Origin of the sequence: Marichromatium sp. PS1 (assembly GCF_041155115.1) — a bacterium.
GTDB lineage: Bacteria > Pseudomonadota > Gammaproteobacteria > Chromatiales > Chromatiaceae > Marichromatium > Marichromatium gracile.
This window is the reverse complement of the sequence record NZ_BAAFHB010000005.1, coordinates 668,809-692,712: the sequence shown is the minus strand read 5'-3', so window position 1 is coordinate 692,712 and position 23,904 is coordinate 668,809. Positions and strand designations below refer to the sequence as shown.

The window sequence follows — 23,904 nt, the reverse complement described above, 5'->3', positions numbered from 1 at the left end:
CGGCCAGCCATCAGCGGCCAGCCGCCAGTGTCGGTTTGCAGTCAACCCAGGCGGTACGAGACAAGCCCGCGCCGCTCGCTAGAGGTTGACCGCAGGAGGCCCTTCTTCCCTTCGCGCCCTTGGCGGCTTTGCGGTTCAATCTTCTGGCCGCTGGCCGCTGGCCGCTGGCCGCTGGCCGCTGGCCGCTGGCCGCTGGCCGCTGGCCGCTGGCCCTCCCCGTGTCTCAGGCGCTTGCCCAGAAGGTGTCGAGCGCGGCGATGGTCGCCTCGGGACGCTCCCAGTGCGGCAGGCCGAGGTGCGGGGCCAGGGGCTCGCTGCGCCAGTTGGGGTGGTTGGCGATGAAGCCGGGCAGGGCGGCGAAGTCGATGTAGGGATCGCGGTCGGCGATCACCAGCACCGGCAGATCGGTGAGCCGGCCGTAGAGACGTTCGCGCGCCTTGCGGGTGAACAGCAGGGTGGAGAGGAAGTGGAGCGGTGCGTGATGGGCGCCGGGTTGGTGCGAGGTGGCGTGGGCGTAGTCGATCAGCGCCTGCGGCGGGGTGGCGGTGAAGGAGCGCCCGAGATAGTGACGGATGCTCGGTCGCGAGGCGACCAGGGCATAGAGCGCGCGCCCGAGCAGCGGCAGGGTGAGCACCCGGCGCAGGACCTGCCCGGTGCGCTCGCTGGGCAGCTCGCGCTCGCTGAAACCGGTCGGCGAGATCAGCGTGAGCGAGGCGACGCGCGCCGGTGCGGTGAGCGCGGCACGGGCGGCGAACTCGCTGCTCAGCGACAGCGCCAGCAGGTCGGCGGGGGCGCCGACGACCTGTTCGAGGAACTCATGGATCGCGGTGGCGAACAGCTCGGGGGTATAGCTGCGCGCCGAGCGCTCCGAGTGGCCGAAACCGGGCAGCTCCAGGCTGTAGACCGGACGCTTGCCACGATAGTGCTCGAACAGGGGACGGAGTTCGTAGCTGCTGGGCGCGGCGTTGATGCTGTGGATCAGTACCAGCGGGCGTCCCGTTGCGGTGGTGTCGGCGTAGTAGGCAAGTCTGCCGCCGGCAGCCTGCAAGGTGCCGCGCTGGGCGTCGAGTGCGTCGCTCAGTGTTGCGCGTTGCGCGACGTGCAGGATATGCGGTGCGCTGGAGGATTGAACGGCGTTGCTCATGGGTTGCCTCTCGGGGTGATGTTGGCGATGGCCGGATCCTACCCGATGCGACGCCCGGACGTTTATAGTGCTGCTCGATAGCGGTCTCTTTGTCAGGAGCTGATGATGGCGCGGTTGCCAGAACACGGTGGAGGCAGTCTATGGCGATGCGGATGATGGCAGGATGGATGCTGCCCCTGCTGACATCCTTGCTGGTGATGCCGGTGCGCGGCGAGGACCTGACCGAACTCAGCCTGGAAGAGCTGCTCGATGTCGAGGTGACCTCGGTCGGCAAGAAGTCGCAGGCGCTCGCCGATGCCGCCGCCGCGGTGTTCGTGATCGGTGCCGAGGACATCCGGCGCAGCGGCGCGACGGCGCTGCCCGAGTTGTTGCGGATGGTGCCGGGGCTGCAGGTCAGCCGGCTCGACGCCAACAAATGGGCGGTCTCTGCGCGCGGTTTCAACGGTCGCTTCGCCAACAAGCTGCTGGTGTTGATCGACGGTCGCACCCTCTACACGCCGAGCTTCTCCGGTGTCTACTGGGAGCAGCACAACCCGCTGCTCGAGGATATCGAGCGCATCGAGGTGATCCGCGGTCCGGGCGCGACCCTGTGGGGGGCCAATGCGGTCAACGGCGTGATCAATATCATCACCCGTTCGGCCGAGAATACCTTGGGCGGGCTGGCGAGCCTCGGCGCCGGCTCCGAGCAGCGGGCGATGGCGGCGCTGCGTTATGGCGCCGAGGTCGCGCCCGATACCTTCGCCCGGCTCTATGCCAAGTATCAGGACCATGACGCGCTGATCACCCTCGATGGTGACGGTGGTCGTGACGACTGGGACAGTGGTCAGGGCGGCTTTCGGGTCGATTCGCGGTTCGCCGACGGCAATCGTCTCACCGTTCAGGGCGATCTCTATCGCAGCAACCTGCGCCAGCAGCTCAACGTCCCCGCCCCCGAGGTGCTGCCGGAGCGCTATGTCGCGGTCGACGATCGCCTGCAGGCCAGCGGCGCGAACTTCCTGGCACGCTGGGAGCGGGCGCTGTCGGTCAGCTCGCAGGTGTCGCTGCAGCTCTACTACGACCATGTCGAGCGCGACGAGTACTATGTCTCGCAGCGCCACGACATCCTCGATGTCGAGTTCCAGCACCGGGTGATGCTGGGCGCGCGTCATGACCTGGTCTGGGGGCTCGGTTATCGGCATGTCGCCGACGACTTCAGTGGCGGCGTGCTGGTCGATCTCGACCCGGACGCCGAATCACGCGAACTCTGGAACGGTTTCCTCCAGGACGAGATCGATCTGGTGCCGGGGCGCTTGCACCTGACCCTGGGAAGCAAGTTCGAGCACAACGACTACACCGGGTTCGAGCTGCAACCCAACATCCGGCTGCTGTGGCACGCCACGGATCGCTCCTCGGTGTGGGGTTCGGTCTCGCGTGCGGTGCGCACACCGTCGCGCGCCGAGCGCAGCGCCGAGGTCTGGGCCCGGGTGATCGAGTCCGGGTTGCCGGGGTCCTGGCCGCAGTCGCTGGTGTTCGCCACCGCCGGCGACGACGACTTCGTCTCCGAGTCGCTGATCGCCTATGAACTGGGTTGGCGGCTGGCCCCATCGTCGCGGTTGAACCTGGACCTCACGCTGTTCTACAACGACTACGACGACCTGCGCTCCTCGGGCGACGGCGTGGTGCAGAGCGGTGCCGATGGCGATGCGCTCTACTTCAGCCTGCCCTTCGACAACCAGGCCAGCGGGTCTGGTTATGGCGTCGAACTCGCCGCCGAGTGGCAGTTGCGCGAGTGGTGGCGGCTGGCGCTGGCCTATGGCTATCTCGAGGTCGAACTCGAGGTGCCGGAGTCCAGTCTCGATCGCAGCAACGAGACCCTGGCGCGTGCCGATCCGCGCCAGCAGTTCTCGCTGCGCTCGTTGATGAACCCGCGCGAGGATGTCGACCTCGATCTGTGGCTGCGCTATGTCGATTCGAGTTACCCGCCGTTCGACATCGGTCGGTTCAGCGACAGCCGCATCCCCGCCTACTGGGAGCTGGATGTCCGCTTGGCCTGGCGCCCGCGCGCGGGTTTGGAGCTTGCCCTGGTGGGACAGAATCTGCTGAGTCTCGCGCATCCGGAAGGCTACCCGGAGGCCTTCGCAGCCTTGCCGCTGGAGGTCCAGCGCGGCGTCTATGCCTCGGTTCGTCTCGAGTTCTGAGCGCTCCTCTCGGCGCGCGGTTCGGCGCATGCGGCGTCGTTGCGGGGCACTGATGGTCTCGATGCTGCTCTATGGTTCTGCGGTGTGCGCCGGCGTCGAGGAAGGCGAGTTGATGGCCGCCTATCTCTACAACTTCTCCAAGTTCATCCATTGGCCACCCCGCGCCGAGTCCCTGCATCTGTGCGTCTATGGACGCAGTGAGTCGGCTCAGGCGCTGGAGGCGCTGAACGGGAAGCAGGTCCAGGGACGGTCGATGACGGTGGTGCGCCGCTCGCGTGGCGAGTCGCTCGAGAGTTGCCACATCGTCTATGTCGCCGACTCCGAGCGTCCCTTTCTTGCCGCAGTGCTGAGATCGCTTGCCGGACGGCCGGTGCTCACGGTGAGCGAGATCCCCGAGTTCGTCGCCGCCGGCGGCATGGTGCGCTTCGTGCGCGTCGAGCGCAGGCTGCGCTTCGAGATCAATGCCGCCAGTGCGCGGGCCGCAGGACTCGGGATCAGTTCACAGCTGCTGAAACTGGCCGTCGACGTGGTGAGGGACTGAGATGAGACAGTGGCTGGAACGGCTCTCGATCCGCTACAAGCTGATGCTGCTGATGCTGGTGGTGGCGCTTGCGGTGTTGCTGCTCTCCGGGGCGAGTCACGGACTCAACCAGCGCCAGGTGCTGCAGCGCAGCGCCATCGACGAGCTCAATGCCCTGGGCGACATGCTCGCCTACAACGTCGCCGCGGCACTGACCTTCGATGATCCCGAGGCCGCGGCCCGGACCCTGGCCGCGCTCGCCGATCGCCCGCAGCTGCTCGGGGCCTATGTCTACGACCTCGACGGCGGGCTGTTCGCGCGCTACCCGCCGAGTGCCGAGCCCTTGCCGCCGGACGAGTACGGCCCCGGCGGCAAGGGACACCCGGGGATCGGCATCGAGCCCGATCATCTGCACGTGGTGCGCGCCATCGTCATCGACGACGAGGTCATCGGCCATGTCCATCTGCTCGACACCCCCGCGCGGGTACGTGCGGCGCTCAACCGCTCGCTGGCGATCAGCGCGCTCACCCTGATCGCGGCGGTGGTCGCCGCGCTGCTGCTGGCGCACTGGCTGCAACGACTGGTCTCGGCGCCGATCCTCTCGCTGACCCGGGCGATGGAGCGGGTCTCGAGCGCGCGTGACTACGGCGTGCGGGTGAGCGAGTCGCGTGGCGACGAACTCGGTTCGCTGGTCCACGGCTTCAACGACATGCTCGACCAGATCCAGCAGCGCGATCTCAGGCTCGAGAGCTATCGGGAGGATCTCGAGCGTCAGGTGCATGCGCGTACCCGAGAACTCGAGCATACCGTGGCCGCGCTGGCCGAAGCGCGCGATCGTGCCGAGGCGGCGAGCCGGGCCAAGAGCGACTTCCTCGCCACCATGAGCCACGAGATCCGGACCCCGATGAACGCCGTGCTCGGCATGGCCGAGCTGCTGCGCAAGAGCGGTTTGAATGCCCGTCAGATCCGCTTCGCCGAGACCATCCAGCGCTCGGGCGAGGCGTTGCTCGAGATCATCAACGACATCCTCGACTTCTCCAAGATCGAGGCTGGGCGGCTGAGCCTGGAGCGTTACGACTTCGAGCTGCGGGCACTGATCGAGGGCACGGTGCAGCTGTTCGCCGAGTCGGCGAGCATCCAGGGGCTGCGGCTCGAGACCGAGCTGCCCGAGGACCTGCCGGTGCGGGTCAACGGTGATGGTGCGCGGTTGCGTCAGATCCTGATGAACCTGATCGGCAATGCGGTCAAGTTCACCGCCGCCGGCGAGGTCCGGGTACGCGCGCTGACCCGGCAGCGGGCGCATGGTGGACTGATCCTGGTGGTGACCGTCAGCGACACCGGTCCCGGCATCGATCCGACGCAGCAGGAGGACATCTTCGAGGCCTTCGCCCAGGGCGACGGCTCGATCACCCGCGACTACGGCGGCACCGGGCTGGGGCTGGCGATCTGTCGCCAGCTGGCGCGGATGATGGAGGGCGATATCCGGGTCGACAGCGCTCCGGGGCGGGGCGCCGCCTTTACCCTCGAGGCGCGGTTCGACGAGGCCTGCGGTCGAGTCCCTCCCGGTATACTGGAGACCGGCCGGGTCGAGCACGAGCCCGAGCCCGACCCGAACTCGACCCTGCGCGGCCGGGTTCTGCTCGTCGAGGACAATCCGGTCAACCAGGAGATGGCGACGCTGATGCTCGAGGACCTCGGGCTCGAGGTCATCATCGCCGATAACGGAGAAGAGGCGGTCAAGGCGTTTGCCCACGATGCGTTCGACCTGGTGCTGATGGACTGCCACATGCCGGTGATGGATGGGTTCAGCGCCACCGCAGCGATCCGTCGACTCGAAGGCGAGCAGCGGCCTGCTTCATCGGTCCCGATCATTGCGCTCACCGCCAACGTGCAGAAGGGGATCGAGCAGCGTTGCGACGAGGCCGGCATGAACGGTTATCTGAGCAAGCCCTTCTCCCAACGCCAACTTGCCGCGCGCATTGCTCCCTGGGTCGTCGCCAGGTCGCCGGAGGCGGGAGGCGGGGGTGGAGGTGGGGCGCCGCCACTGCTCGATCCGGCGGTACTCGACTCGATCCGGGCATTGCGTCGTGACGGTCGGCCCGATCCGCTCACCAAGGTGATCGGCCTGTATCTCGACAGCGCCCCGAAATTGATGTCGGAGCTGCGCCAGGGGCTGGAGAGTGACGCCGCCGAGCTGGTCCAGCTTGCCGCGCATACCCTCAAATCGAGTAGCGCCAACCTCGGCGCTCACGGCTTCGCCGCGACCTGTCGCGTCCTCGAACGGCTCGCCCGCGCTGGCGCATTGGATGAGGCAGGCGGTACCCTCGCCGCAGCCGAGGCCCAGTTCCGAGAACTCGTCGCCGCGCTCGAGCGGCTGCAGCGCGACTCCTGAGGATATCTTCCGATGCGTCCACATCTCGCCGTCTCTCCGATCCGCGTGCTGCTCGTCGACGATGACGTCACCTCGCGCTATCTGCTCGCCGAGGCCCTGGAGCAGTGCGGCATGGAGGTTGTGGAGGTCGATGGTGGCGTGCAGGCGCTCGCCTGGGTGGCCGCCGAGGGGCTGCCCGAGATCGTGTTGCTCGATGTGATGATGCCGGGCCTCGACGGCTTCGAGACCTGTACGCGGCTGCGTGCGCTTCCCGGGGGTGACTATCTGCCCATCCTGATGATGACCGGTCTCGACGACGAGGGCTCGATCGAGCAGGCCTATCGAGCCGGGGCGACCGATTTTGCGGTCAAGCCGATCATCGCTTCGGTGATGGTGCACCGCATTCGCTACATGGTGCGTGCCGGTGAGGCCACCGAGGCGCTGTTGCTCAGCGAGCGGCGTCTCGCCGCCGCGCAACGGATGGCGCGGATCGGTGACTGGGAGTGGCTCCCCGGTGAGGGACGGATACGCTGGTCGGCACAGGCGCTCGAGATCCTCGATTGCACGCTCGCGAGGGATGTCTGTGGCCTCGAGGCCCTGGTCGAGCGGGTGCCGCTCGATGAGCGCGATGCGGTGATCGACTGGTTCGCGCATCTCGAACGGTGCGATCGCGATGCCGAGCTGCACCACCGGGTGCTGACCAGCGGGGGCGAGGTGCGCCATCTGCGTCAGTTCGTCGAGCCCTCGCATTCCGTGGCGCCTGGCGGCGTTTGCTGCTATGGCGCGGTCCAGGACATCACCGCGCTGCAGGAGGCTCAGGCCAGCATCCATCGGCTCGCCTTCTTCGACACCCTCACCGGACTGCCCAACCGGGTGCTGTTCCAGCAGCGTCTCGAGCAGGTGCTGACGGTGATGCACCGACGCCGCCATGCCTGTGCGCTGGTGTTCCTCGATCTCGACAACTTCAAGCAGATCAACGATACCCTGGGGCACCATCTCGGCGACCTGCTGCTCAAGACCGTCGCCGAGCGCCTGTCTGCGAGCCTGAGCGTCAGCTGGTCGAAGACCTGCGAGGCCGATCCCGATGCGCAGCAGTGTCTGGCGCGCCTCGGTGGCGACGAGTTTGCGCTGCTGTTGCCCGATGTCGGCGGGGTGCGTGGTGCGATCCGGGTGGTGCGTCAGCTGCAGCGCGATCTGAGCGAGCCGCTCGAACTCGACGACACCACCGTGGTGGTGACCCCGAGCATCGGCATCACCCTGTTTCCGCAGGATGCGCAGAACGCGACCGACCTGCTGCGCAACGGCGACCTGGCGATGTATCAGGCCAAGCGCTCCGGCAAGAACACCTATCGGCTGTTCGACGTCAGCATGAACGATGACATGCGCCAGCGGATGCGGATCGAGAACGCCTTGCATCAGGCGCTCGCCAAGGACGAGTTCGCCCTGCACTACCAACCGCAGGTGGATCTGCACCGTGGTGAGGTCAGTGGGGTCGAGGCATTGTTGCGTTGGACGCATCCGGAGCTGGGCGCGGTCTCGCCACAGTTCTTCATCCCGGTGGCCGAGGAGAGCGGACTGATCCTGCAGATCGGTGACTGGGTGCTGCGCCAGGCCTGTCTACAGCTGGCGCGCTGGCGTGCCCAGGGGGTGTTCATCCCGCGGGTGGCGGTCAATGTCTCGGCCAACCAGTTCGCGCGTCCCGGCTTTTCCGAGCGTGTCGCCCAGGTGCTGCGCGAGAGTGGACTCGATCCGACCTCGCTGGAGCTTGAGTTGACCGAGACGGTGCTGATGAATCAGCCCCGGGAGACGGTGACCACCCTGCGCGCGCTCAAGACCATCGGGGTGCAGTTGGCCGTCGACGACTTCGGTACCGGCTATTCGAGCCTGAGCTATCTGCGCCGCTTCCCGATCGGCCGGCTGAAGATCGACAAGTCCTTCCTGGTCGATATCGAGCGTGACCGTGACAATGCCGCCATTGCTCAGGCGGTGATGGCGATGGCCGAGACCATGGGGCTGAAGGTGACCGCGGAAGGGGTGGAGCGTCACTCGCAGCTCGAACTGCTGCGCGCGCATCATTGCGACGAGGTGCAGGGGTTCCTGTTCAGTCGTCCGGTTGCGCCGGCGACGATCCCCGAGATCTGCCAGGCGATCCGCATCATGGCCGCAACGGCAAGCGAGGAGCTGGAGTAGGGGAGAGGGAGTTGGCGCGCCCGGCAGGATTCGAACCTGCGACCCCAGCCTTCGGAGGGCTGTACTCTATCCAACTGAGCTACGAGCGCGTGGGAGACACGATAGACGCAGAGGCTCTATCGAGAGAGCGATTATGACGAATCTGCCCGCGTTCGTCAAAGGGCGCCGCCAGCCGCCAGCCGCCAGCCGCCAGGATTGAACCGCAAAGCCGCGAAGCGCGCGAAGTGAATGAAGGGTGTTGTCGGCGTGAGGCCACCGGCGGCGAGGGTCCGCACCCACTGGCGGCTGATCGCTGGCGGCTTATTCCCCTTTGCGCCCTTCGCGCCTTCGCGGTTCAATCCCCAGGTCGCTGGGGCGCGCTACGACCCGAGCATGTTCTTGAGCATATCGAGATGGCTGCGGCCGCGCGCCTTGCTGCGCTCGGGGTCGGCCTTGGGACCGCCTTCCCAGATCAGCTCGTCCTCGGGCAGTTCGGCGAGGAAGCGGCTGGGTTCGCTGCGCACCCACTCGCCGTAGCGCCGGCGGCGGCGCGCCAGGGTGAAGGTGAGGCCGCGCTGGGCGCGGGTGATGCCGACATAGGCCAGACGGCGCTCCTCCTCGATGGTGTCCTCCTCGATGCTGGTGCGGTGCGGCAGCAGCTCCTCCTCCATGCCGACCAGGAAGACGTGAGGGAACTCCAGCCCCTTGGCCGCGTGCAGGGTCATCAGTGAGACCCGGTCGCCGCCTTCCTCCTCGTCCTGGCGTTCGAGCACGTCGAGCAGGGCGAGGTGGGCGACCAGGTCGCCCAGTCCGCGTCTGCGCTCGGTGTCGCGGTGCAGGGTACCGAGCCATTTCAGCAGGTCCTCGACGTTCTCGTAGCGGCGCTCGGCGACCTGCTGGCTGGAGGCGTTCTCGCGCAACCAGGTGGGATAGTCGATACGCTCGACCAGGGTGCGCAGCGCCGTCGGCGGGTCGCCGGCGGCGGCGCGCGCCTGCTCGCGGATCAGCGCGGTGAAGGCGCCGAGCCGGTCGCGCTGGCGCGGGTTGAGGTGTTCGGCCAGGGCCGGGTCGGCGCAAGCGGCGAACAGGCTGGTGCCCTCGGCGCGGGCGTGGGCGGCGAGCCGCTCCAGGGTGCTCGGGCCGATCTCGCGGCGCGGGGTGTTGACCACGCGCAGCAGCGCGGCGTCGTCCTCGGGGTTGGCGAGCAGGCGCAGATAGGCCATCACGTCCTTGACCTCGGTGCGGGCGAAGAAGGAGGTGCCGCCGCTGAGGAAGTAGGGGATGTCGTGGACCCTGAGCGCCTGCTCGAACAGCCGCGCCTGATGATTGCCGCGATAGAGGATGGCGATGTCGCCGAAGGCGACGCGCTCGGCGTGGTGGAGATGGAGGATCTCGGCGGTGACCCGCTCGGCCTCGTCGCGCTCGTCGCGACAGCGCAGTACGCGCGCCGGCTCGCCGGGACCGAGTTCGCTCCACAGCCGCTTCTCGAACACATGCGGATTGTTGGCGATGAGGGTGTTGGCGAGCCCGAGGATACGGGCGCTGGAGCGGTAGTTCTGCTCGAGCATGATGATCTCGAGCCGCGGGTAGTCCTCGCGCAGCCGCGCCAGGTTCTCCGGGCGGGCGCCGCGCCAGGCATAGATCGACTGGTCGTCGTCGCCGACCACGGTGAAGGCGCCCTCGGGGCCGGCGAGCAGCCGCACCAGCTCGTACTGGGCGCCGTTGGTGTCCTGGTACTCGTCGACCAGCAGATAGCGGATGCGCGCGCGCCAGGCCTCGCGCACCGGCTGGCACTCGGTGAGCAGCCGCGCCGGGGCGAGGATCAGGTCGTCGAAGTCGACCGCGTTGTAGGCGCGCAGGCTGCGCTCGTAGTCGGCGTAGAGTCCGGCGAGCTCGGCCTCGAAGGCGTCCTCGGCGCGGCTCAGTGCCTCGGCCGGGCCGATGGTGTCGTTCTTCCACCGCGAGATGCGCTGCTGCAGCGCGCCCGGGGCGATGCTGTCGGGCGCGCGCGATTGGCGCAGGTGCTCCTTGAGCACCGATTCGACGTCCTGGGCGTCGAGCAGCGAGAAGCCGGGGCGCAGCCCGGCCGGCTCGGGATCGCGACGCAGGATCTCGAGTCCGAGGGTGTGGAAGGTCGAGATCGCCAGGCCGCGGGTGTCGGTGCCCTGGAGCTGCTGGCCGATGCGCGCGCGCATCTCGCGCGCGGCCTTGTTGGTGAAGGTGACGGCGCGGATGTGGCGCGGCTTGAGGCCGCCGTGGTCGATCAGATGGGCGATCTTGCGGGTGATCACCCGGGTCTTGCCGGAGCCGGCGCCGGCGAGCACCAGCAGGGGGCCGTCGGTATAGCGCACGGCCTGACGCTGTCGGGGGTTGAGTCCGCTCATGGGGTGGGGCGTGCCGGGTTGGTCAACGCATCATTATGCCCCAGGGCCCCGGCGCGATGGGGCGCGGGTGACAAGCGAAGGGGCTTGGGCGATGATTGGGCGCGTCATCACCGCGTCAGGAGCCGAGCGGGGCGAGTCCTCGTGCCATGATCATCGTCCGCCGTATCCGGCGCCCGCCGATGCGTCACCATCCGAGCGCCGCGCTCGCCACCGGGTGCCGGCGTCGGCGCCGCGCCCGGCGGCTCGTTGCGCGTCCCGGCCTGACCTCCCCGATCCGTCCGTGTCATGCATCCAGGTCGACCGCGATCGGCGCGGACCGGATGCCCTCATCCCGTCTGCCCGAGGCCTCATGGAACTGTTACTGCTGACCGCCCTGATCCTGCTCAATGGCGTCTTCGCCATGTCCGAGATCGCGCTGGTGACGGCGCGGCGCGCGCGACTCGCGCGCCTCGCCGGGGATGGCGACCGCGCCGCCCAGGTCGCCATCGAGATTGGTGAGGATCCGACCCGTTTCCTCTCGACCATCCAGATCGGCATCACCTCGATCGGTATCCTCAACGGCATCGTCGGCGAGGCGGCGCTGGCCGAGCCGCTCGCCGTCTGGCTGCAGACGCTCGGGGTCGAGCAGGCGAGCAGCGAGGTCGGCGCCACCGTGCTGGTGGTGATGGTGATCACCTATGTCTCGATCGTGATCGGCGAGCTGGTGCCCAAGCGCATCGGTCAGCTCGACCCCGAGGGCATCGCGCGACTGGTGGCGCGACCGATGAACCTGTTGGCCAGCGCCTCGCGTCCGTTCGTGTTCATGCTCTCGCGCTCGACCGCGCTGACCCTGCGTCTGCTCGGCCAGCGCGAGTTGGTCTCGCCGACGGTGACCGAGGACGAGATCCAGGCGCTGCTCGAGGAGGGCTCGCAGGCGGGCATCATCGAGAAGGTCGAGCACGAGATGGTGCGCAACGTCTTCCGCCTCGACGATCGGCCGATCAGCTCGCTGATGACCCCGCGCTCGGAGCTGGTGTGGCTCGATCTGGAGCGCCCGCTCGATGAGAACCTGGCGCGCGTGGCACAGGCCGGGCACTCGCGTTTCCCGGTCTGTCGTGGCGGCTTCGGTGACGTGCTCGGGGTGATCGGCGCCAGACAGCTGTTCGTCCAGCAGCTTGCAGGAGGCGCGATCGACCTCACCCGCGACCTGCAGGAGCCGCTCTACGTCCCCGAGTCGCTCAATGCCATGGAGCTGCTCGGTCAGTTCCGCGACTGCGGTACTCATCTCGCCTTCGTGGTCGACGAATACGGCGAGGTGCAGGGCATGGTGACCCTGCATGATCTGCTCGAATCGGTCGCCGGTGAGTTCCACGCACTCGGTGACGAGGACGATGCCTGGGCGGTGGAGCGCGAGGACGGCTCCTGGCTGCTCGATGGTCTGATCCCGGTGGTCGAGCTCAAGGATCGTCTGGGGTTGCGCACCGTGCCCGAGGAGGAGCGCGGGCGCTATCACACCCTCTCGGGGATGATGATGTGGCTGCTCGGTCGCCTGCCGGCGACCGGTGACGTCGCCCACTTGGAGGACTGGCGCCTGGAGGTCGTCGACCTCGACGGCAAGCGCATCGACAAGGTGCTGGCCAGCGCCTGCCCGGCCGCGTCCGAGACCTCGCCCGATGAGGCCGCTCCGGTGAACGGGGAGACGGGCGGCGATGACACGAAGACGGATTGAGCCAACAGTGGGAAGCGACCAGCGACCAGCGGTCAGTCGCCAGCTGCCAGCTGCCAGCTGCCAGCGACCAGCTGCCAGCGACCAGTCGTCAGTCGTCAGTCGTCAGCGACCAGCGGTCAGCCGCCAGCCACCGGCGGCCAGCTGGCAGTGACCAGCGGGGCGGGTCTCTGCCGCGACCGTTGAGTGGGCCACCCACTGGAGGCTGACGGCTGCTGGTTAGCCGCCGATCGCGCACGCGGTGGGCGTTTCGTAATACCATTGGGGCTTCGTATACGCCGAGGAGAAGGGTGACGACGTGAAGAGGTTGCTCGCGATCATCGTCCTGGCCGTGATGGCCGGGACGCTCCATGCCCAGGAGCCGGATGCGTCCGGTGGTGGTTTCCTGGAGGTGCCGACCGTCGTCCCCTCGCCGGTCACCGGCGAGGCCGTCGAACCCGACATCACCATCCGCGAGGACGGCGATGCCGTGGTCTACGAGTACCGGGTGCGCGGCGCCCTGTACATGGTCAAGGTCCAGCCCCAGGTGGGACCGCCCTACTATCTGTTCGATACCGATGGTGACGGGGTGATGGACGCGCAGGACAGCTCGCCCGACAACCTCGCCGTCCCCCAGTGGGTACTGTTCCGCTGGGATTGAGCGGCTGAGCCCCGGCCCCTGGATGTGGCCGGGGCTCCGTGCTGACCGGACGCCTCGCTTCGTCTTCGTCTCATCCCCGCCCCTGGTGTCGTCCTGACCCCGGGGGGTTCGATCGTCCTGTAACGCATGGACGCGAGCGCGCGACGGGCTCGTGTCTCCGAAACCGAAAAACCGACAGATGAACAATCACTCTGCAACCCGTGCGGCGCGTCTGCTCGCCCTCGCCGATCGGGTCGAGCGCACGATCCGGCGCATCGGCGAACTGGTCGCCTGGCTGGCGCTGGCGATGGTGCTGGTCACCTTCACCGTGGTGGTGCTGCGCTATGTCTTCGATCTCGGCTGGATCGCGCTCCAGGAGTCGGTGACCTATCTCCACGGGCTGATGTTCATGCTCGCCATCGCCTACACCTTCGGCGCCAACGGTCATGTGCGGGTCGATATCCTCTACCAGCGCTGGTCGCGGCGCACCCGCGCCTGGATCGACCTCGGCGGCACCCTGCTGCTGTTGCTGCCGGTGTGCGGCTTCATCCTCTGGCTCGGCTGGGACTACGTGGCCGAGTCGTGGCGGGTGCGCGAGGCCTCGCGCGAGGCCGGCGGACTGCCCGGGGTCTATCTGCTCAAGACACTGATCCTGGTGATGCCGGCGTTGCTGCTGGCCCAGGGGTTGAGCTATGCGCTGCGCAACGCGCTCTATCTCGCCGGTGTCGACTCGGCACTGCCCGCCAGCGAGGGGGAGAGCGCCCGTGTCTGAGCTGATGCCGTTGTTTCTGTTCATCGGGGTGGTGGCGGTGCTGCTGCTCGGCTATCCGGTGGCGCTGTCGCTCGGCGGCACCGCGCTCGCCTTCGCGCTCGCCGGCGAGGCGCTCGGCTGGTTCGACCCGAGCTTCCTCGAAGCGCTGCCCAACCGGCTCTACGGGGTGATCACCAACGAGACCCTGATCGCGGTGCCGCTGTTCGTGTTCATGGGGGTGATGCTCGAGCGCTCGCGCATCGCCGAGCACCTGCTCGACACCATGGCGATGCTGTTCGGCTCGGTGCGCGGCGGTCTGGGGATCTCGGTGACCTTGGTCGGCATGCTGCTGGCGGCGAGCACCGGCATCGTCGGGGCGACCGTGGTCACCATGGGGCTGTTGTCGCTGCCGGTGATGCTCCGACGCAACTACGACCCGGCGGTGGCCGCCGGCACCATCTGCGCCTCCGGCACCCTGGGGCAGATCATCCCGCCCTCGATCGTGCTGGTGCTGCTCGGCGACGTGCTCTCCTCGGCCTATCAGCAGGCGCAGCTGGAGATGGGGGTGTGGTCGCCCGACACCGTCTCGGTGGGCGATCTGTTCGTCGGCGCACTGGTGCCGGGGTTGTTGCTGGTCGGGCTCTATCTGCTCTACCAGATCGGTCTGGCGGTCGTCCGTCCCCAGGCGGTACCGGCGATCCCCGCCGAGGAGCGGCCCGCCGGTCGTGGCGAGCTGGCGCGTCGCGTGGTCTCGGTGCTGCTGCCGCCGTTATTGCTGGTGGTGGCGGTGCTCGGCTCGATCCTCGGTGGTCTGGCGACGCCGACCGAGGCCGCCTCGGTCGGCGCCGTCGGTGCCATGGTGCTCGCCGCCGCGCGCCGTCAGCTGTCGCTGACGATCCTGCGCGAGGTGGTGCGCCAGACCGCGACGGTCACCAGCATGGTGTTTCTGATCTTCATCGGCGCGGCGATCTTCTCGCTGGTGTTCCGCGGCTTCCACGGCGACGACCTGGTCACCGAGTTCCTCACCGGGCTGCCCGGCGGCGTGGTCGGCGCGGTGGCGGTGGTGATGCTGGTGATGTTCCTGCTCGGCTTCATCCTCGACTTCATCGAGATCACCTTCGTGGTGGTGCCGATCGTCGGTCCGGTGCTGCTGGCGATGGGACTCGATCCGGTGTGGCTGGGGGTGATGATCGCGCTCAACCTGCAGACCTCCTTCCTCACCCCGCCGTTCGGCTTCTCGCTGTTCTATCTGCGCGGCGTGGCGCCGCCCGGCGTGGGCACGGCGCAGATCTATCGCGGGGTGCTGCCCTACATCCTGATCCAGCTGGCGATGCTGGCGATGCTGGCGTTGTGGCCGGCGCTGGCGACCTGGCTGCCGGGGCTGATCTACGGCTGAGGCCGATCCCGGGCACCCTGACCATTCAGCCCCGCGAGGGCTGAACAGGGTGGGGTCGGAGCAGGGAGGGGTGGTGAAGGGGCTCAGTAACTGCTGACGTGCAGTCGAGCGGTGGCGGCGGACGCCTGGGCGGGGAACTTGGCGGCGGGGCGACGCGGCAGATCCTGGTAGAGGGCGTTGTGTTCGTCGCGGAACATCACCCCGACCCCGCCGCCATGGTGATGGACCACGATCGCCGGTATCAGCCAGTGACGACCGAGCGCCTGGAACTCCAGCTCGATCAGGGTGCCGGTGGGCAGGGTGACGTTGCGGACATCCAGGAACATGCCCTGGCTGGACAAGTTGCGCGCGGTGGCGCTGCAGAAGCGGCGCTTGCGGTAGAGGATCTGGACCTGCAGATCGATCGGCAGGCGCGCGCAGTAGCGGCGTTCGACGGACATCGCTGAGCGACTCCATAGGGTTGATGGTCAGGCCATCTTAGTCAGCGATCTTGACGGTGCCGTGACCGGCGAGCTCGATCGCCGGTTTCAGCTCTCAGCTGCCAGTCGCCAGCTTCCAGCTTCCAGCTTTCAGCCTCCAGTCGGGCGGGCTGGCGCACATGAGCAGCGGTTGAGGGGCAAAGACGCTCTTTCGTGTTTGCGGTTCACAATTTGCTGGCTGCTGGCTGCTGGCTGCTGGCTGCTGGCTGCGCCCCAAAAAAAACCCCCGACGGCCCAGGGGGAGAGGGCTGCGGGGGAGTCGCTTCCCCGGCGAGGGCTGCCGGGCACTGGGCCGCTCCCAGGGGGGGAGAAGCGGCCTGTATCGCACACGTCGGTTGTGACCGACTATTTTAGTCGGAGTTCCCGTCGGTTGCGTTTCAGTGCGCGGCCTGCCAGTTCTCGCCCACGCCGATGTCGACCACCAGGGGCACGTGCAGCTCCGCGGCCTGCTCCATGGCGACGCGGATCCGTGCCCCGACCGCCTCGACCGCGTCGGCGGCGACCTCGAACACCAGCTCGTCGTGGACCTGCATGATCATCCGTGCCGGCGGTCGCTCGCGCTCGATCCAGTCGTCGAGGGTGATCATCGCGCGCTTGATGATGTCGGCGGCGCTGCCCTGCATCGGCGCGTTGATGGCGGTGCGCTCGGCCGCGGCGCGGCGGTTCTGATTGCGGCTGGCGATCTCGGGGAGGTGCAGGCGGCGACCGAACAGGGTCTCGACATGACCGTCCTCGTGCGCCTGGGCGCGGATTCGCTCCATGAAGGCATGCACCCCGGGGTAGCGCTCGAAGTAGCGATCGACATAGTCCTGGGCGGCGGCGCGGCCGATGCCGAGCTGGCGCGCCAGGCCGAAGGCCGACATGCCGTAGATCAGCCCGAAGTTGACCGCCTTGGCCGAGCGGCGCTGCTCGGCGTCGACCGCCTCGGGGGCGATGCCGAGGATCTCGGCGGCGGTGGCGCGATGGATGTCCTGGCCGCTGGCGAAGGCGGCGAGCAGACGCTCGTCGCCGGAGAGATGGGCCATGATGCGCAGCTCGATCTGCGAGTAGTCGGCGGCGATCAGCAGGTTGCCGGGCTCGGCGACGAAGGCGCGGCGGATGCGCCGTCCCTCCTCGGTGCGGATCGGGATGTTCTGCAGGTTGGGGTCGCTCGAGGACAGCCGACCGGTGGCGGCGACCGCCTGATGGTAGGAGGTGTGCAGCCGCCCGCTGTCGGGGTCGACCAACTGCGGCAGCTTGTCGGTGTAGGTCGAGCGCAGCTTGGCCAGACCGCGGTGTTCGAGGATCAGCCGCGGCAGCTCGTGGCCCTCGGCGGCGAGCTGTTCGAGCACCGACTCCGAGGTCGAAGGGGCGCCCTTGGGGGTCTTGGCCACTACCGGCAGCCCCAGCTCGTCGAACAGGATGGCGCCGATCTGCTTCGGCGAGCCCATGTTGAAGGGCCGCCCGGCGACCTCGTGGGCCTGGGTCTCGAGCGCCTGGATGCGCGCGGCGAGGTCCTGGCTGTGCGCGGCGAGCTGCTCGCAGTCGATGCGCACGCCGTGGCGCTCCATGCGCGAGAGGATCGGCACCAGCGGGATCTCCAGGTCGCGATAGAGGGCCGCCAGTCCAGCCTCGCTCTCCAGCCGGGACCACAGGTGTCGGTGCAGGCGCAGCGTCACCTCGGCGTCCTCGGCGGCATAGGGGCCGGCCTGTTCGAGTGGGATCTGGTCGAAGGTGAGCTGCTTGACGCCCTTGCCGGCGATGTCCTCGAAGGCGATGGTGTCACAGTCGAGATAGCGCCTGGCCAGCGAGTCCATGTCGTGTCGCCCGGCGGTGCTGTCGAGCACATAGCTCTCGAGCATGGTGTCGTGGGCGATGCCGCGCAGGGTGATGCCGTGACGCGCCAGCACGCTCATGTCGTACTTGAGGTTCTGTCCGACCTTGGCGCGTTCGGGGTCCTCGAGCAGGGGCTTGAGTTCGCCGAGCACCCAGTCGCGGTCGAGCTGCTCCGGGGTGCCGGGGCAGGTGTGGGCGAGCGGGACATAGGCCGCGGCGCCGGGCTCGGTGGCGAAGGAGACGCCGACGATCTCGGCGCGCATGTAATCGAGCGCGGTGGTCTCGGTGTCGAAGGCGAACAGCGGCGCGGCGCGCAGCCGCTCGACCCAGTCGAGGAACCCGTCGCGATCGAGCACCACCTGGTAGTCCGCCGCCGCGCCCTGTGGGGCCTCCGGCGCGGTCGGCGCCGGGGCCGTCGGGTCGAGGCGGTCGAGATCGGCGAGCAGCTTGCGCGACCCGATGCGCTCGAACCACTCGCGCAGCCGCTCGCGATCGGGCGTCCCCGGCACCAGTTCGGTGGGACCGAGCGGCAGCGCGACGTCGCACTTGATGGTGGTGAGCTGGCGTGATAGCGGCAGCTGGTCGAGCGCGGCGCGCAGGTTGTCGCCGACCTTGCCCTTGATGGCGGCGGCGTTTGCGATCACCCCGTCGAGGTCGCCGTGGGCGGCGAGCCACTTGACCGCGGTCTTGGGTCCGCACTTGGGCACCCCGGGCACGTTGTCGACGCTGTCGCCCATCAGGCTCAGGTAGTCGACGATGCGCGCCGGCGGCACGCCGTACTTCTCCTCCACCCCGGCGGCGTCGAGCAGGGCGTCGGTCATGGTGTTGATCAGGTGCACCTGGTCGTCGACGAGCTGCGCCATGTCCTTGTCGCCGGTCGAGATCAGGGTGCGGATGCCGGACTCGGCGGCCTGGGTGGCAAGGGTGCCGATGACGTCGTCGGCCTCCACCCCGGGCACGCACAGCAGCGGCAACCCCATGGTCTCGATGATGGTGTGCAGCGGTGCGATCTGTTCGCGCAGATCCTCGGGCATCGGCGGGCGATGGGCCTTGTAGTCGGCATAGAGGTCGTTGCGGAAGGTCTTGCCGCTGGCGTCGAACACCACCGCGAGATAGTCCGGTCGGTAGGTCTCGATGAGCTTGCGCAGCATGTTGAGCACGCCGATCAGCGCCCCGGTCGGTTCCCCCCGCGAGTTGGTCAGCTTCGGCATGGCGTGATAGGCGCGGAACAGATAGCTCGAACCGTCGACCAGGATCAGGGGGTAGGGTGCTGCCATGGATGGGATCTCTCGCGAGTCAGGGTGGATCGGGGCGAAGACGGTAGCATAGCTCGCGCTTCGGACCGCCGGGAGATTGAACCGCCAAGACACGAAGAGCGCGAAGATGAGGAAAGGCTTCCAGCCGCCAGCCTCCAGTGAGGGGGCAGGGTTGTCTCGTCGCGTCGCGGTTAACCGCATACCGACACTGGAGGCTGTTTGCTGAAGGCTGGTCGCTTTCTTCGTGTCCTTTGGGTCTTTGCGGTTCAATCCCCTGGCGGCCGCCCTCAGTCTCGTAGGTTGGGTTAACCGTCCGTCCACCATGCCATCGACGAATCTGCGGCGTTCGTCGACGGTTAACCCAACATCGGGGCTGGTGGCTCTCAGCTGATCGCTGGAAGCTGCCTCGAACCAGCCAAGGCACCAAGGACGCGAAGGGGGGGCGAGCGATTGGTTAGCCGCCAGGGCGCATCACTGGCCGCTGGCGGCTGATCGCTGATCGCTGGTCGCTGGTCGCTATCGGTCCGATCGCTCGGATCGATGGGTATACCTAGTAGGTGTGGGTCTATAATGGCCGCGCAGTCAATGCTATGGTGGTGCAGGGATGACCACCAGGGTCGCAGACCTCGGGTCTGTCACCCTCGTCGCGGGGAATGGCGGACCGGAGTCCTGGTCGAGCGCCGCCCCGCATTCGGCTCGTCCAAGCTTGCAATACAGGAGTTGAACCTATGAATCTGCCCAAGAACGTTGGCAAGACCGATCGTAATTTCCGTCTCGCCGCCGGCGGCGTGCTGGTGCTCGGTGGTATCGCCAGCGGCAGCTGGATTCCCAGTGCCATCGGTCTGGTGGTGCTCGCGACCGGTTTCCTCGGCACCTGCCTGGCCTACGTGCCCTTCCACATCAACACCTGCAAGGAAGGCGAGGAGTAAGGCGCTCTCGCCCCGGGCCCGGATTCGCCCTGTCGCGTCCGGACTCGGCGGACGGGCGGATGCCCGTCCGGAAGACCCGGCCTGCTGGCCGGACCCGGGCGTCGCTCCAAGGAGCGACGCCCGGAGTCGCCGATTACGGCGTCATCGATGTGCGACGGCGATGTACTCGGCTGACCCTTGGGGCTCAAGCCCCACCTTCATTTGTCGTCGAAGTGCGCACGGATGCGCGAGAGCGTGTCGCGGGCGCCGCGCTTGAGTTCGTCCCACTTCTCCTCCGCGTCCTCGCGGATCTCCTCCCAGCGCTCGTCGGCCTCCTCGCGAATCTGTTCGCGCTTCTCGTGTCCGGCCTCCCACTTCTCGCGCAGTTCGTCGATCTGCTGCTGCACGCGCTCGCGCGCCTCCCCCGAGCTCTGCGCGGCCTTTTCCTGCAGCTGTTCGAGGTCGTCCTTCCACTCGTCGAGTTGCTGTTTGAGGCGGCTGAGATAGTCGTCTTTGGTCGGCATCTGCTTCCCTCCTGTCGCTGTCTGCAAACCCGGTCGCGGGTTCATTCCCGCGCCGTCCCAGTCCGACATTGGGTCGGCTGGGGCGGCAGTGCAAGGCATCGAGCATATCCTTCGGGGCGCGCGGGGTCAGCGTCCGCTGGTCTCGGCAGGCAGGGCCGGCTCGCGACAGGCGCCGGCGAGCCGCTGCCACCAGGGACAGGCATGCTCATGGCCGTGCTCGCGGGCATGCAGCCAGAGCGCGAGCCCCAGGGTGATGATCAGGATCAGCACCGCGCCCAGCACCACCCCGGGCCAGTCCGCCCAGTGCCAGTAGGGACCGAGATAGAAGCCGCCGAGGCTCGCCCCGGTGTAGTAGAACACCAGATACAGCGAGGAGGCGCTGGCGCGTGCCCGGGTGGCCTTGTGGCTGACCCAGCTTGCGGCCTGGGAGTGAGCGAAGAAGAAGCCGACGGCGTTGACCAGCAGGCCGCCGATGATCGCCGCCAGGTGCGGCACCAGGGTCAGCAGGGTGCCGCCGAGCAGCAGCAGGGTGCCGGCGGCCATCGCCAGCGGTTGCGAGCGCCCGCGCGCCAATCGGCCGGAGAAGCTGGCGGCGACGGTGCCGGAGAGATAGGTGAGGAACAGCATCCCCAGCCACATCGGCGAGAGGTGATAGGGCGGGGCGCTCAACAGGAAGGTGACATAGCTGTAGAGGTTGATGAACACCATGAAGTTGAGCCCGCCGATGAGATAGGCGCCGAGGATGCTCGGGTTACGCAGGTGCAGCGCGAGGTCGGCGACCATGGCGCGCGGCCGCGGCGGCTTGGGCTGGAAGCGGCGCGAGGGCGGCAGCAGGATGATGAAGGCGATCAGCACCGCGAGGCTGAGCAGCCCGGCGCTGAGGAAGCTCGCCTGCCAGCCCCATTCGGCGGCGCTCGCGCCGCTGAGCAGGCGTCCGGCGATACCGCCGATCGAGTTGCCACCGATATAGATGCCGACGGCCAACAACAGCGCCTCGTGGTCGAACTCGTCACCGAGATAGGCCAGCGCCAGCGCCGGCACGCCGCCGAGGAAGAAGCCCTGCAGTGCGCGCAGGGCGAGCAGGGTGCCGAAGTCCGGGGCGAAGGCGAGCGCGAGCGCGCAGGCGGTGGCCAGCGCCAGGGTGGTGAACATGATCGCGCGCCGACCGATGGCGTCGGAGAGCGGCCCGAAGAGCAGCAGCGACAAGCCCAGGGTGAAGGTCGTGACCGAAAGGGTCAGGCTCGCCTGCAACTCCGAGATGCCGAGATCACCACGCAGCAGCGGTAGCAGCGGTTGCGGGGCATAGAGGTTGGCGAAGATGGCGATCGAGCCGAGACAGAGTGCCAGGGTCGCGCGCCAGAAGGCCGGGGTGCGTGCGGTGATCGGTGGGCTCATTGGAATCCTGGATGGGTGAGGCATGGGTTCATTGTATGAACGCCATGCTCTATAAATAAAATAAATTTAAGATATTTTTTCGATTCGAAATCGATATGGATTTGAAGCAACTGCGTTACTTCCTCGCCGTGGTCGATGCCGGTGGTTTCACCGCCGCCGCCGCCCGTCTCGGCATCGCCCAGCCGGCGCTGAGCATCGCCATCCGCAAGCTCGAGCGCGCGCTCGACCTGGAGCTGTTGCATCGCGGGACGCGTCGGGTCACGCCGACCAGCGAGGGCGAGGTGCTGGCCGGGCACGCCCGGGCCCTGCTCGAGCGCGCCGAGGCCGCCGAGCTGCAGATGCGCGAGTTGCGCGGACTGCTCAAGGGCGAGGTGCGGATCGGGTTGCCGAGCATCCTCGGCTCCTACTTCTTCCCGCCGCTGTTGATGGCCTTCAAACACCGTCATCCCGGGTTGCGGCTGTCGGTGCAGGAGGCGGGCACCCGGAGTCTGCTGAGCATGATCCGCGCCGGGGTGCTGGATCTCGGCGTGGTGACCAGCGACGCCGAGCTCGACGGTCTCGAGACCCATCCCTTCCTGCGCGAGGAGGTGGTGGTACACGTCGGTCGCTCGCATCCCCTGGCGGAGGCCGAATGCATCGACTTCGCGATCCTGTTCGAACACGATCTGGTGGTTGCGCGTAGCGGCTACTTCCTGCGCGAGTTCATCGACCGTCATGCCGCCGCGCTCGAGGTCGAGCCGCGCATCGCCTTCGAGACCAATCTCATCCCGCTCGCCGAGACCATCGTCCGCCAAGGCTTCGGCATCACCTGCGTGCTGCGCATGGTCAGCGAGCAGACTCGCGACCCCGGGCTGGTGGCGATTCCATTCGCGACCCCGGTTCATCTCGACTTCTCGCTGGCATGGCAGAGTGGGGGCTATCTCTCGCGTGCCGATCGTGCTTTTCTCGACTTCGTGCGAGAGCAGACCGCGTGACGTGGCGATAAGGTCGAGACGAGGTGACGGAATTCTTGACGATGTTGGTCGCGGGTTTCGGGTCTGTCGCGCCGGCGGGTCCTGTCGCGGTGAGGTTTTTGGTCCGGTGGCTGGGCGTTGCCGGTAAAAACGTCGACCTTTTTTACACAAAAAGTGTCTTGCTCGTTATTGGGTCCAGCAATCTCTTCCCTTTCCTTTTGTCTTCAATGGCTTGTCGGGTCTGGCCTGCTTTTCGCTTTTCTGTCAGCGGGGTGGAGCAGCCCCTTCTTGAAGCGATACAGGGAGATGGATCATGTTGACTCGGAAAAGCGCGCTGCTCGGTGCGGCGATCATGGTGTCGCCGCTTGCCGGCGCTGATGTCATCAATGTCGGCGGGGTGTTGTGGAACCCGGATTCGCCGCTCGACATGAAGATGGATAGTAACTTCACCCAGTGGTTCCAGAGCACCAACTCGGGCTACGACATGGGCAGCCTGGTGGGCATCAACGCCACCAACGCCACCACGATGATGTTCGGCAACTATCTCTATGGCGGCGGCAAGATCAACAACTTCAACGACGCCAACGACCAGACCGGTCAGCCGAACCCCGAGACGAATCCGGCGGACTTCTGCCCGGGCTGTGAGCTGACCTATGAGTTCGGCGGCATCGAGTTCGTCGAGAACACGCCCGGTGGCGGCGACTTCCTCGATCCCGCCACCTATACGGTCGACTGGAGCCAGTCGTATTTCAAGATCTGGGTCGATCACAGTCGGAACTTCAACGCCAACAACGACTTCGAGGCCGACCCGAACGAGATGTACGAGGCCACCGATGGCGCCCTGTTCCTTGAAGGTACCTTCGAGTCGATCTCCTTCACCGGTCAGCTCTTCGCCGCGGGCATGCTGTTCAGTAACGCCGGCTCCGCGATGCACGTCACCGGCGGTATGGCCCGTGACTATTTCGATACCGACCCTCTCGTGACCCTGGGTGGCACGCCGTTCGACTTCTCCTACACCGCAAGCTCGCAGTTCATGGTCGATCTGGCGGGAGGAGCAGATGTCTTCTTCGCCCGCGTCTCGACCGCCGAGCTGTTGGGTGACACCATCAGCATCCCCGAGCCTGGCGCGCTGGCGTTGCTCGGCGCCGGCCTGATCGGTCTGGCGCGGGTGCGGCGGCGTCACGACGCGGCCTGAGGTCGTGCTCGGGCTGAACGGCTGACGGCGCCGGGGTGTCCGCCGACACCCCGGCGTCTTGCGTTGTGCGGGCAGGAGATGGGTTTGTTGGAAGCCATCGGTCAGCGTTTTTGTATGCGATCTGGCTGTCCTTCGCCGTCTCC

At 67.4% G+C, this 23,904-nt stretch carries 17 protein-coding genes and 1 tRNA gene; 11 read left to right on the top strand and 7 right to left on the bottom strand.

What is annotated here, in order from left to right; genetic code table 11:
* Positions 1 to 223 precede the first annotated feature (223 nt).
* Positions 224 to 1,144 (bottom strand): alpha/beta fold hydrolase, encoded by a 921-nt coding sequence (locus ACAM26_RS15335; protein ID WP_369614028.1) that lies wholly within the window; start codon positions 1,142 to 1,144, stop codon positions 224 to 226.
* A 167-nt stretch (positions 1,145 to 1,311) separates the two neighbouring features.
* On the opposite strand from ACAM26_RS15335, the gene ACAM26_RS15330 reads away from it, so the two are divergent.
* From ACAM26_RS15330 to ACAM26_RS15315, 4 genes are read left to right on the top strand one after another with little or no spacing between them, the layout of a single operon-like run.
* Positions 1,312 to 3,321 (top strand): TonB-dependent receptor plug domain-containing protein, encoded by a 2,010-nt coding sequence (locus ACAM26_RS15330; protein WP_369614027.1) that lies wholly within the window; start codon positions 1,312 to 1,314, stop codon positions 3,319 to 3,321.
* Positions 3,322 to 3,349: 28 nt separating this feature from the next.
* The gene (locus tag ACAM26_RS15325) at positions 3,350 to 3,862 is read left to right on the top strand and encodes a YfiR family protein (protein WP_123140881.1); all 513 of its coding nucleotides are present in this window, start codon (positions 3,350 to 3,352) and stop codon (positions 3,860 to 3,862) included.
* Between the two features lies 1 nt (position 3,863).
* On the top strand, positions 3,864 to 6,233 hold the full coding sequence (locus tag ACAM26_RS15320) for an ATP-binding protein (RefSeq protein ID WP_369614026.1): 2,370 nt from the start codon (positions 3,864 to 3,866) through the stop codon (positions 6,231 to 6,233).
* A gap of 12 nt (positions 6,234 to 6,245) precedes the next feature.
* Entirely contained in the window at positions 6,246 to 8,402 is a 2,157-nt protein-coding gene (locus tag ACAM26_RS15315; RefSeq protein ID WP_369614025.1) for a putative bifunctional diguanylate cyclase/phosphodiesterase, read from the top strand.
* A 12-nt stretch (positions 8,403 to 8,414) separates the two neighbouring features.
* Here the strand turns inward: ACAM26_RS15315 and ACAM26_RS15310 are convergent.
* Positions 8,415 to 8,491: transfer RNA gene (locus ACAM26_RS15310), tRNA-Arg, on the bottom strand.
* 270 nt (positions 8,492 to 8,761) lie between these two features.
* Entirely contained in the window at positions 8,762 to 10,765 is a 2,004-nt protein-coding gene (locus tag ACAM26_RS15305; protein WP_369614024.1) for a UvrD-helicase domain-containing protein, read from the bottom strand.
* Positions 10,766 to 11,114: 349 nt separating this feature from the next.
* Here ACAM26_RS15305 and ACAM26_RS15300 point away from each other — a divergent pair, with 349 nt between their 5' ends.
* The 4 genes from ACAM26_RS15300 (at position 11,115) to ACAM26_RS15285 (ending at position 15,236) form a co-directional block, all read left to right on the top strand.
* The gene (locus ACAM26_RS15300) at positions 11,115 to 12,473 is read left to right on the top strand and encodes a hemolysin family protein (protein ID WP_369614023.1); all 1,359 of its coding nucleotides are present in this window, start codon (positions 11,115 to 11,117) and stop codon (positions 12,471 to 12,473) included.
* A 295-nt stretch (positions 12,474 to 12,768) separates the two neighbouring features.
* Complete coding sequence (locus tag ACAM26_RS15295) at positions 12,769 to 13,110, top strand: DUF2782 domain-containing protein (protein WP_123140886.1); 342 nt, start codon at positions 12,769 to 12,771, stop codon at positions 13,108 to 13,110.
* 178 nt (positions 13,111 to 13,288) lie between these two features.
* Positions 13,289 to 13,861 carry a TRAP transporter small permease subunit gene (locus tag ACAM26_RS15290; protein ID WP_123140887.1) on the top strand — a complete coding sequence of 191 codons (573 nt, stop codon included), beginning with the start codon at positions 13,289 to 13,291 and terminating at the stop codon, positions 13,859 to 13,861.
* Positions 13,854 to 15,236 carry a TRAP transporter large permease subunit gene (locus tag ACAM26_RS15285; protein WP_190288089.1) on the top strand — a complete coding sequence of 461 codons (1,383 nt, stop codon included), beginning with the start codon at positions 13,854 to 13,856 and terminating at the stop codon, positions 15,234 to 15,236. Before ACAM26_RS15290 ends, ACAM26_RS15285 begins: the two co-directional genes overlap by 8 nt.
* A gap of 83 nt (positions 15,237 to 15,319) precedes the next feature.
* On the opposite strand, the gene ACAM26_RS15280 is transcribed toward ACAM26_RS15285, so the two are convergent.
* Positions 15,320 to 15,676, bottom strand: a complete 357-nt coding sequence (locus tag ACAM26_RS15280; protein WP_123140889.1) for a PilZ domain-containing protein — start codon at positions 15,674 to 15,676, stop codon at positions 15,320 to 15,322.
* A 416-nt stretch (positions 15,677 to 16,092) separates the two neighbouring features.
* A complete protein-coding gene (gene polA / locus ACAM26_RS15275; RefSeq protein WP_369614022.1) occupies positions 16,093 to 18,807 on the bottom strand; it encodes a DNA polymerase I in 2,715 nt (904 codons plus the stop codon).
* Between the two features lie 707 nt (positions 18,808 to 19,514).
* On the opposite strand from polA, the gene ACAM26_RS15270 reads away from it, so the two are divergent.
* Positions 19,515 to 19,715, top strand: a complete 201-nt coding sequence (locus ACAM26_RS15270) for a DUF2892 domain-containing protein (RefSeq protein ID WP_062276366.1) — start codon at positions 19,515 to 19,517, stop codon at positions 19,713 to 19,715.
* Between the two features lie 197 nt (positions 19,716 to 19,912).
* On the opposite strand, the gene ACAM26_RS15265 is transcribed toward ACAM26_RS15270, so the two are convergent.
* Together ACAM26_RS15265 and ACAM26_RS15260 are read right to left on the bottom strand one after the other, a co-directional pair.
* A complete protein-coding gene (locus ACAM26_RS15265; RefSeq protein WP_062276368.1) occupies positions 19,913 to 20,218 on the bottom strand; it encodes a hypothetical protein in 306 nt (101 codons plus the stop codon).
* Between the two features lie 126 nt (positions 20,219 to 20,344).
* Positions 20,345 to 21,613 (bottom strand): MFS transporter, encoded by a 1,269-nt coding sequence (locus ACAM26_RS15260; protein ID WP_123140891.1) that lies wholly within the window; start codon positions 21,611 to 21,613, stop codon positions 20,345 to 20,347.
* A gap of 95 nt (positions 21,614 to 21,708) precedes the next feature.
* On the opposite strand from ACAM26_RS15260, the gene ACAM26_RS15255 reads away from it, so the two are divergent.
* Positions 21,709 to 22,587 (top strand): LysR family transcriptional regulator, encoded by an 879-nt coding sequence (locus ACAM26_RS15255; RefSeq protein ID WP_123142761.1) that lies wholly within the window; start codon positions 21,709 to 21,711, stop codon positions 22,585 to 22,587.
* Positions 22,588 to 22,879: 292 nt separating this feature from the next.
* The gene (locus tag ACAM26_RS15250) at positions 22,880 to 23,761 is read left to right on the top strand and encodes a PEP-CTERM sorting domain-containing protein (RefSeq protein WP_123140893.1); all 882 of its coding nucleotides are present in this window, start codon (positions 22,880 to 22,882) and stop codon (positions 23,759 to 23,761) included.
* The last annotated feature ends 143 nt before the right edge of the window (positions 23,762 to 23,904 follow it).

Excerpts from the sequence above, each read along its gene's own strand:
- ACAM26_RS15280 (WP_123140889.1), bottom strand. The coding sequence starts at position 15,676 with ATGTCCGTCGAACGCCGCTACTGCGCGCGCCTGCCGATCGATCTGCAG.
- ACAM26_RS15300 (WP_369614023.1), top strand. The coding sequence starts at position 11,115 with ATGGAACTGTTACTGCTGACCGCCCTGATCCTGCTCAATGGCGTCTTC.
- ACAM26_RS15335 (WP_369614028.1), bottom strand. The coding sequence starts at position 1,144 with ATGAGCAACGCCGTTCAATCCTCCAGCGCACCGCATATCCTGCACGTC.
- ACAM26_RS15290 (WP_123140887.1), top strand. The coding sequence starts at position 13,289 with ATGAACAATCACTCTGCAACCCGTGCGGCGCGTCTGCTCGCCCTCGCC.
- ACAM26_RS15320 (WP_369614026.1), top strand. The coding sequence starts at position 3,864 with ATGAGACAGTGGCTGGAACGGCTCTCGATCCGCTACAAGCTGATGCTG.
- ACAM26_RS15305 (WP_369614024.1), bottom strand. The coding sequence starts at position 10,765 with ATGAGCGGACTCAACCCCCGACAGCGTCAGGCCGTGCGCTATACCGAC.
- ACAM26_RS15330 (WP_369614027.1), top strand. The coding sequence starts at position 1,312 with ATGCTGCCCCTGCTGACATCCTTGCTGGTGATGCCGGTGCGCGGCGAG.
- ACAM26_RS15265 (WP_062276368.1), bottom strand. The coding sequence starts at position 20,218 with ATGCCGACCAAAGACGACTATCTCAGCCGCCTCAAACAGCAACTCGAC.
- ACAM26_RS15250 (WP_123140893.1), top strand. The coding sequence starts at position 22,880 with ATGTTGACTCGGAAAAGCGCGCTGCTCGGTGCGGCGATCATGGTGTCG.
- ACAM26_RS15260 (WP_123140891.1), bottom strand. The coding sequence starts at position 21,613 with ATGAGCCCACCGATCACCGCACGCACCCCGGCCTTCTGGCGCGCGACC.
- ACAM26_RS15315 (WP_369614025.1), top strand. The coding sequence starts at position 6,246 with ATGCGTCCACATCTCGCCGTCTCTCCGATCCGCGTGCTGCTCGTCGAC.
- ACAM26_RS15255 (WP_123142761.1), top strand. The coding sequence starts at position 21,709 with ATGGATTTGAAGCAACTGCGTTACTTCCTCGCCGTGGTCGATGCCGGT.
- ACAM26_RS15325 (WP_123140881.1), top strand. The coding sequence starts at position 3,350 with ATGCGGCGTCGTTGCGGGGCACTGATGGTCTCGATGCTGCTCTATGGT.
- ACAM26_RS15270 (WP_062276366.1), top strand. The coding sequence starts at position 19,515 with ATGAATCTGCCCAAGAACGTTGGCAAGACCGATCGTAATTTCCGTCTC.
- polA (WP_369614022.1), bottom strand. The coding sequence starts at position 18,807 with ATGGCAGCACCCTACCCCCTGATCCTGGTCGACGGTTCGAGCTATCTG.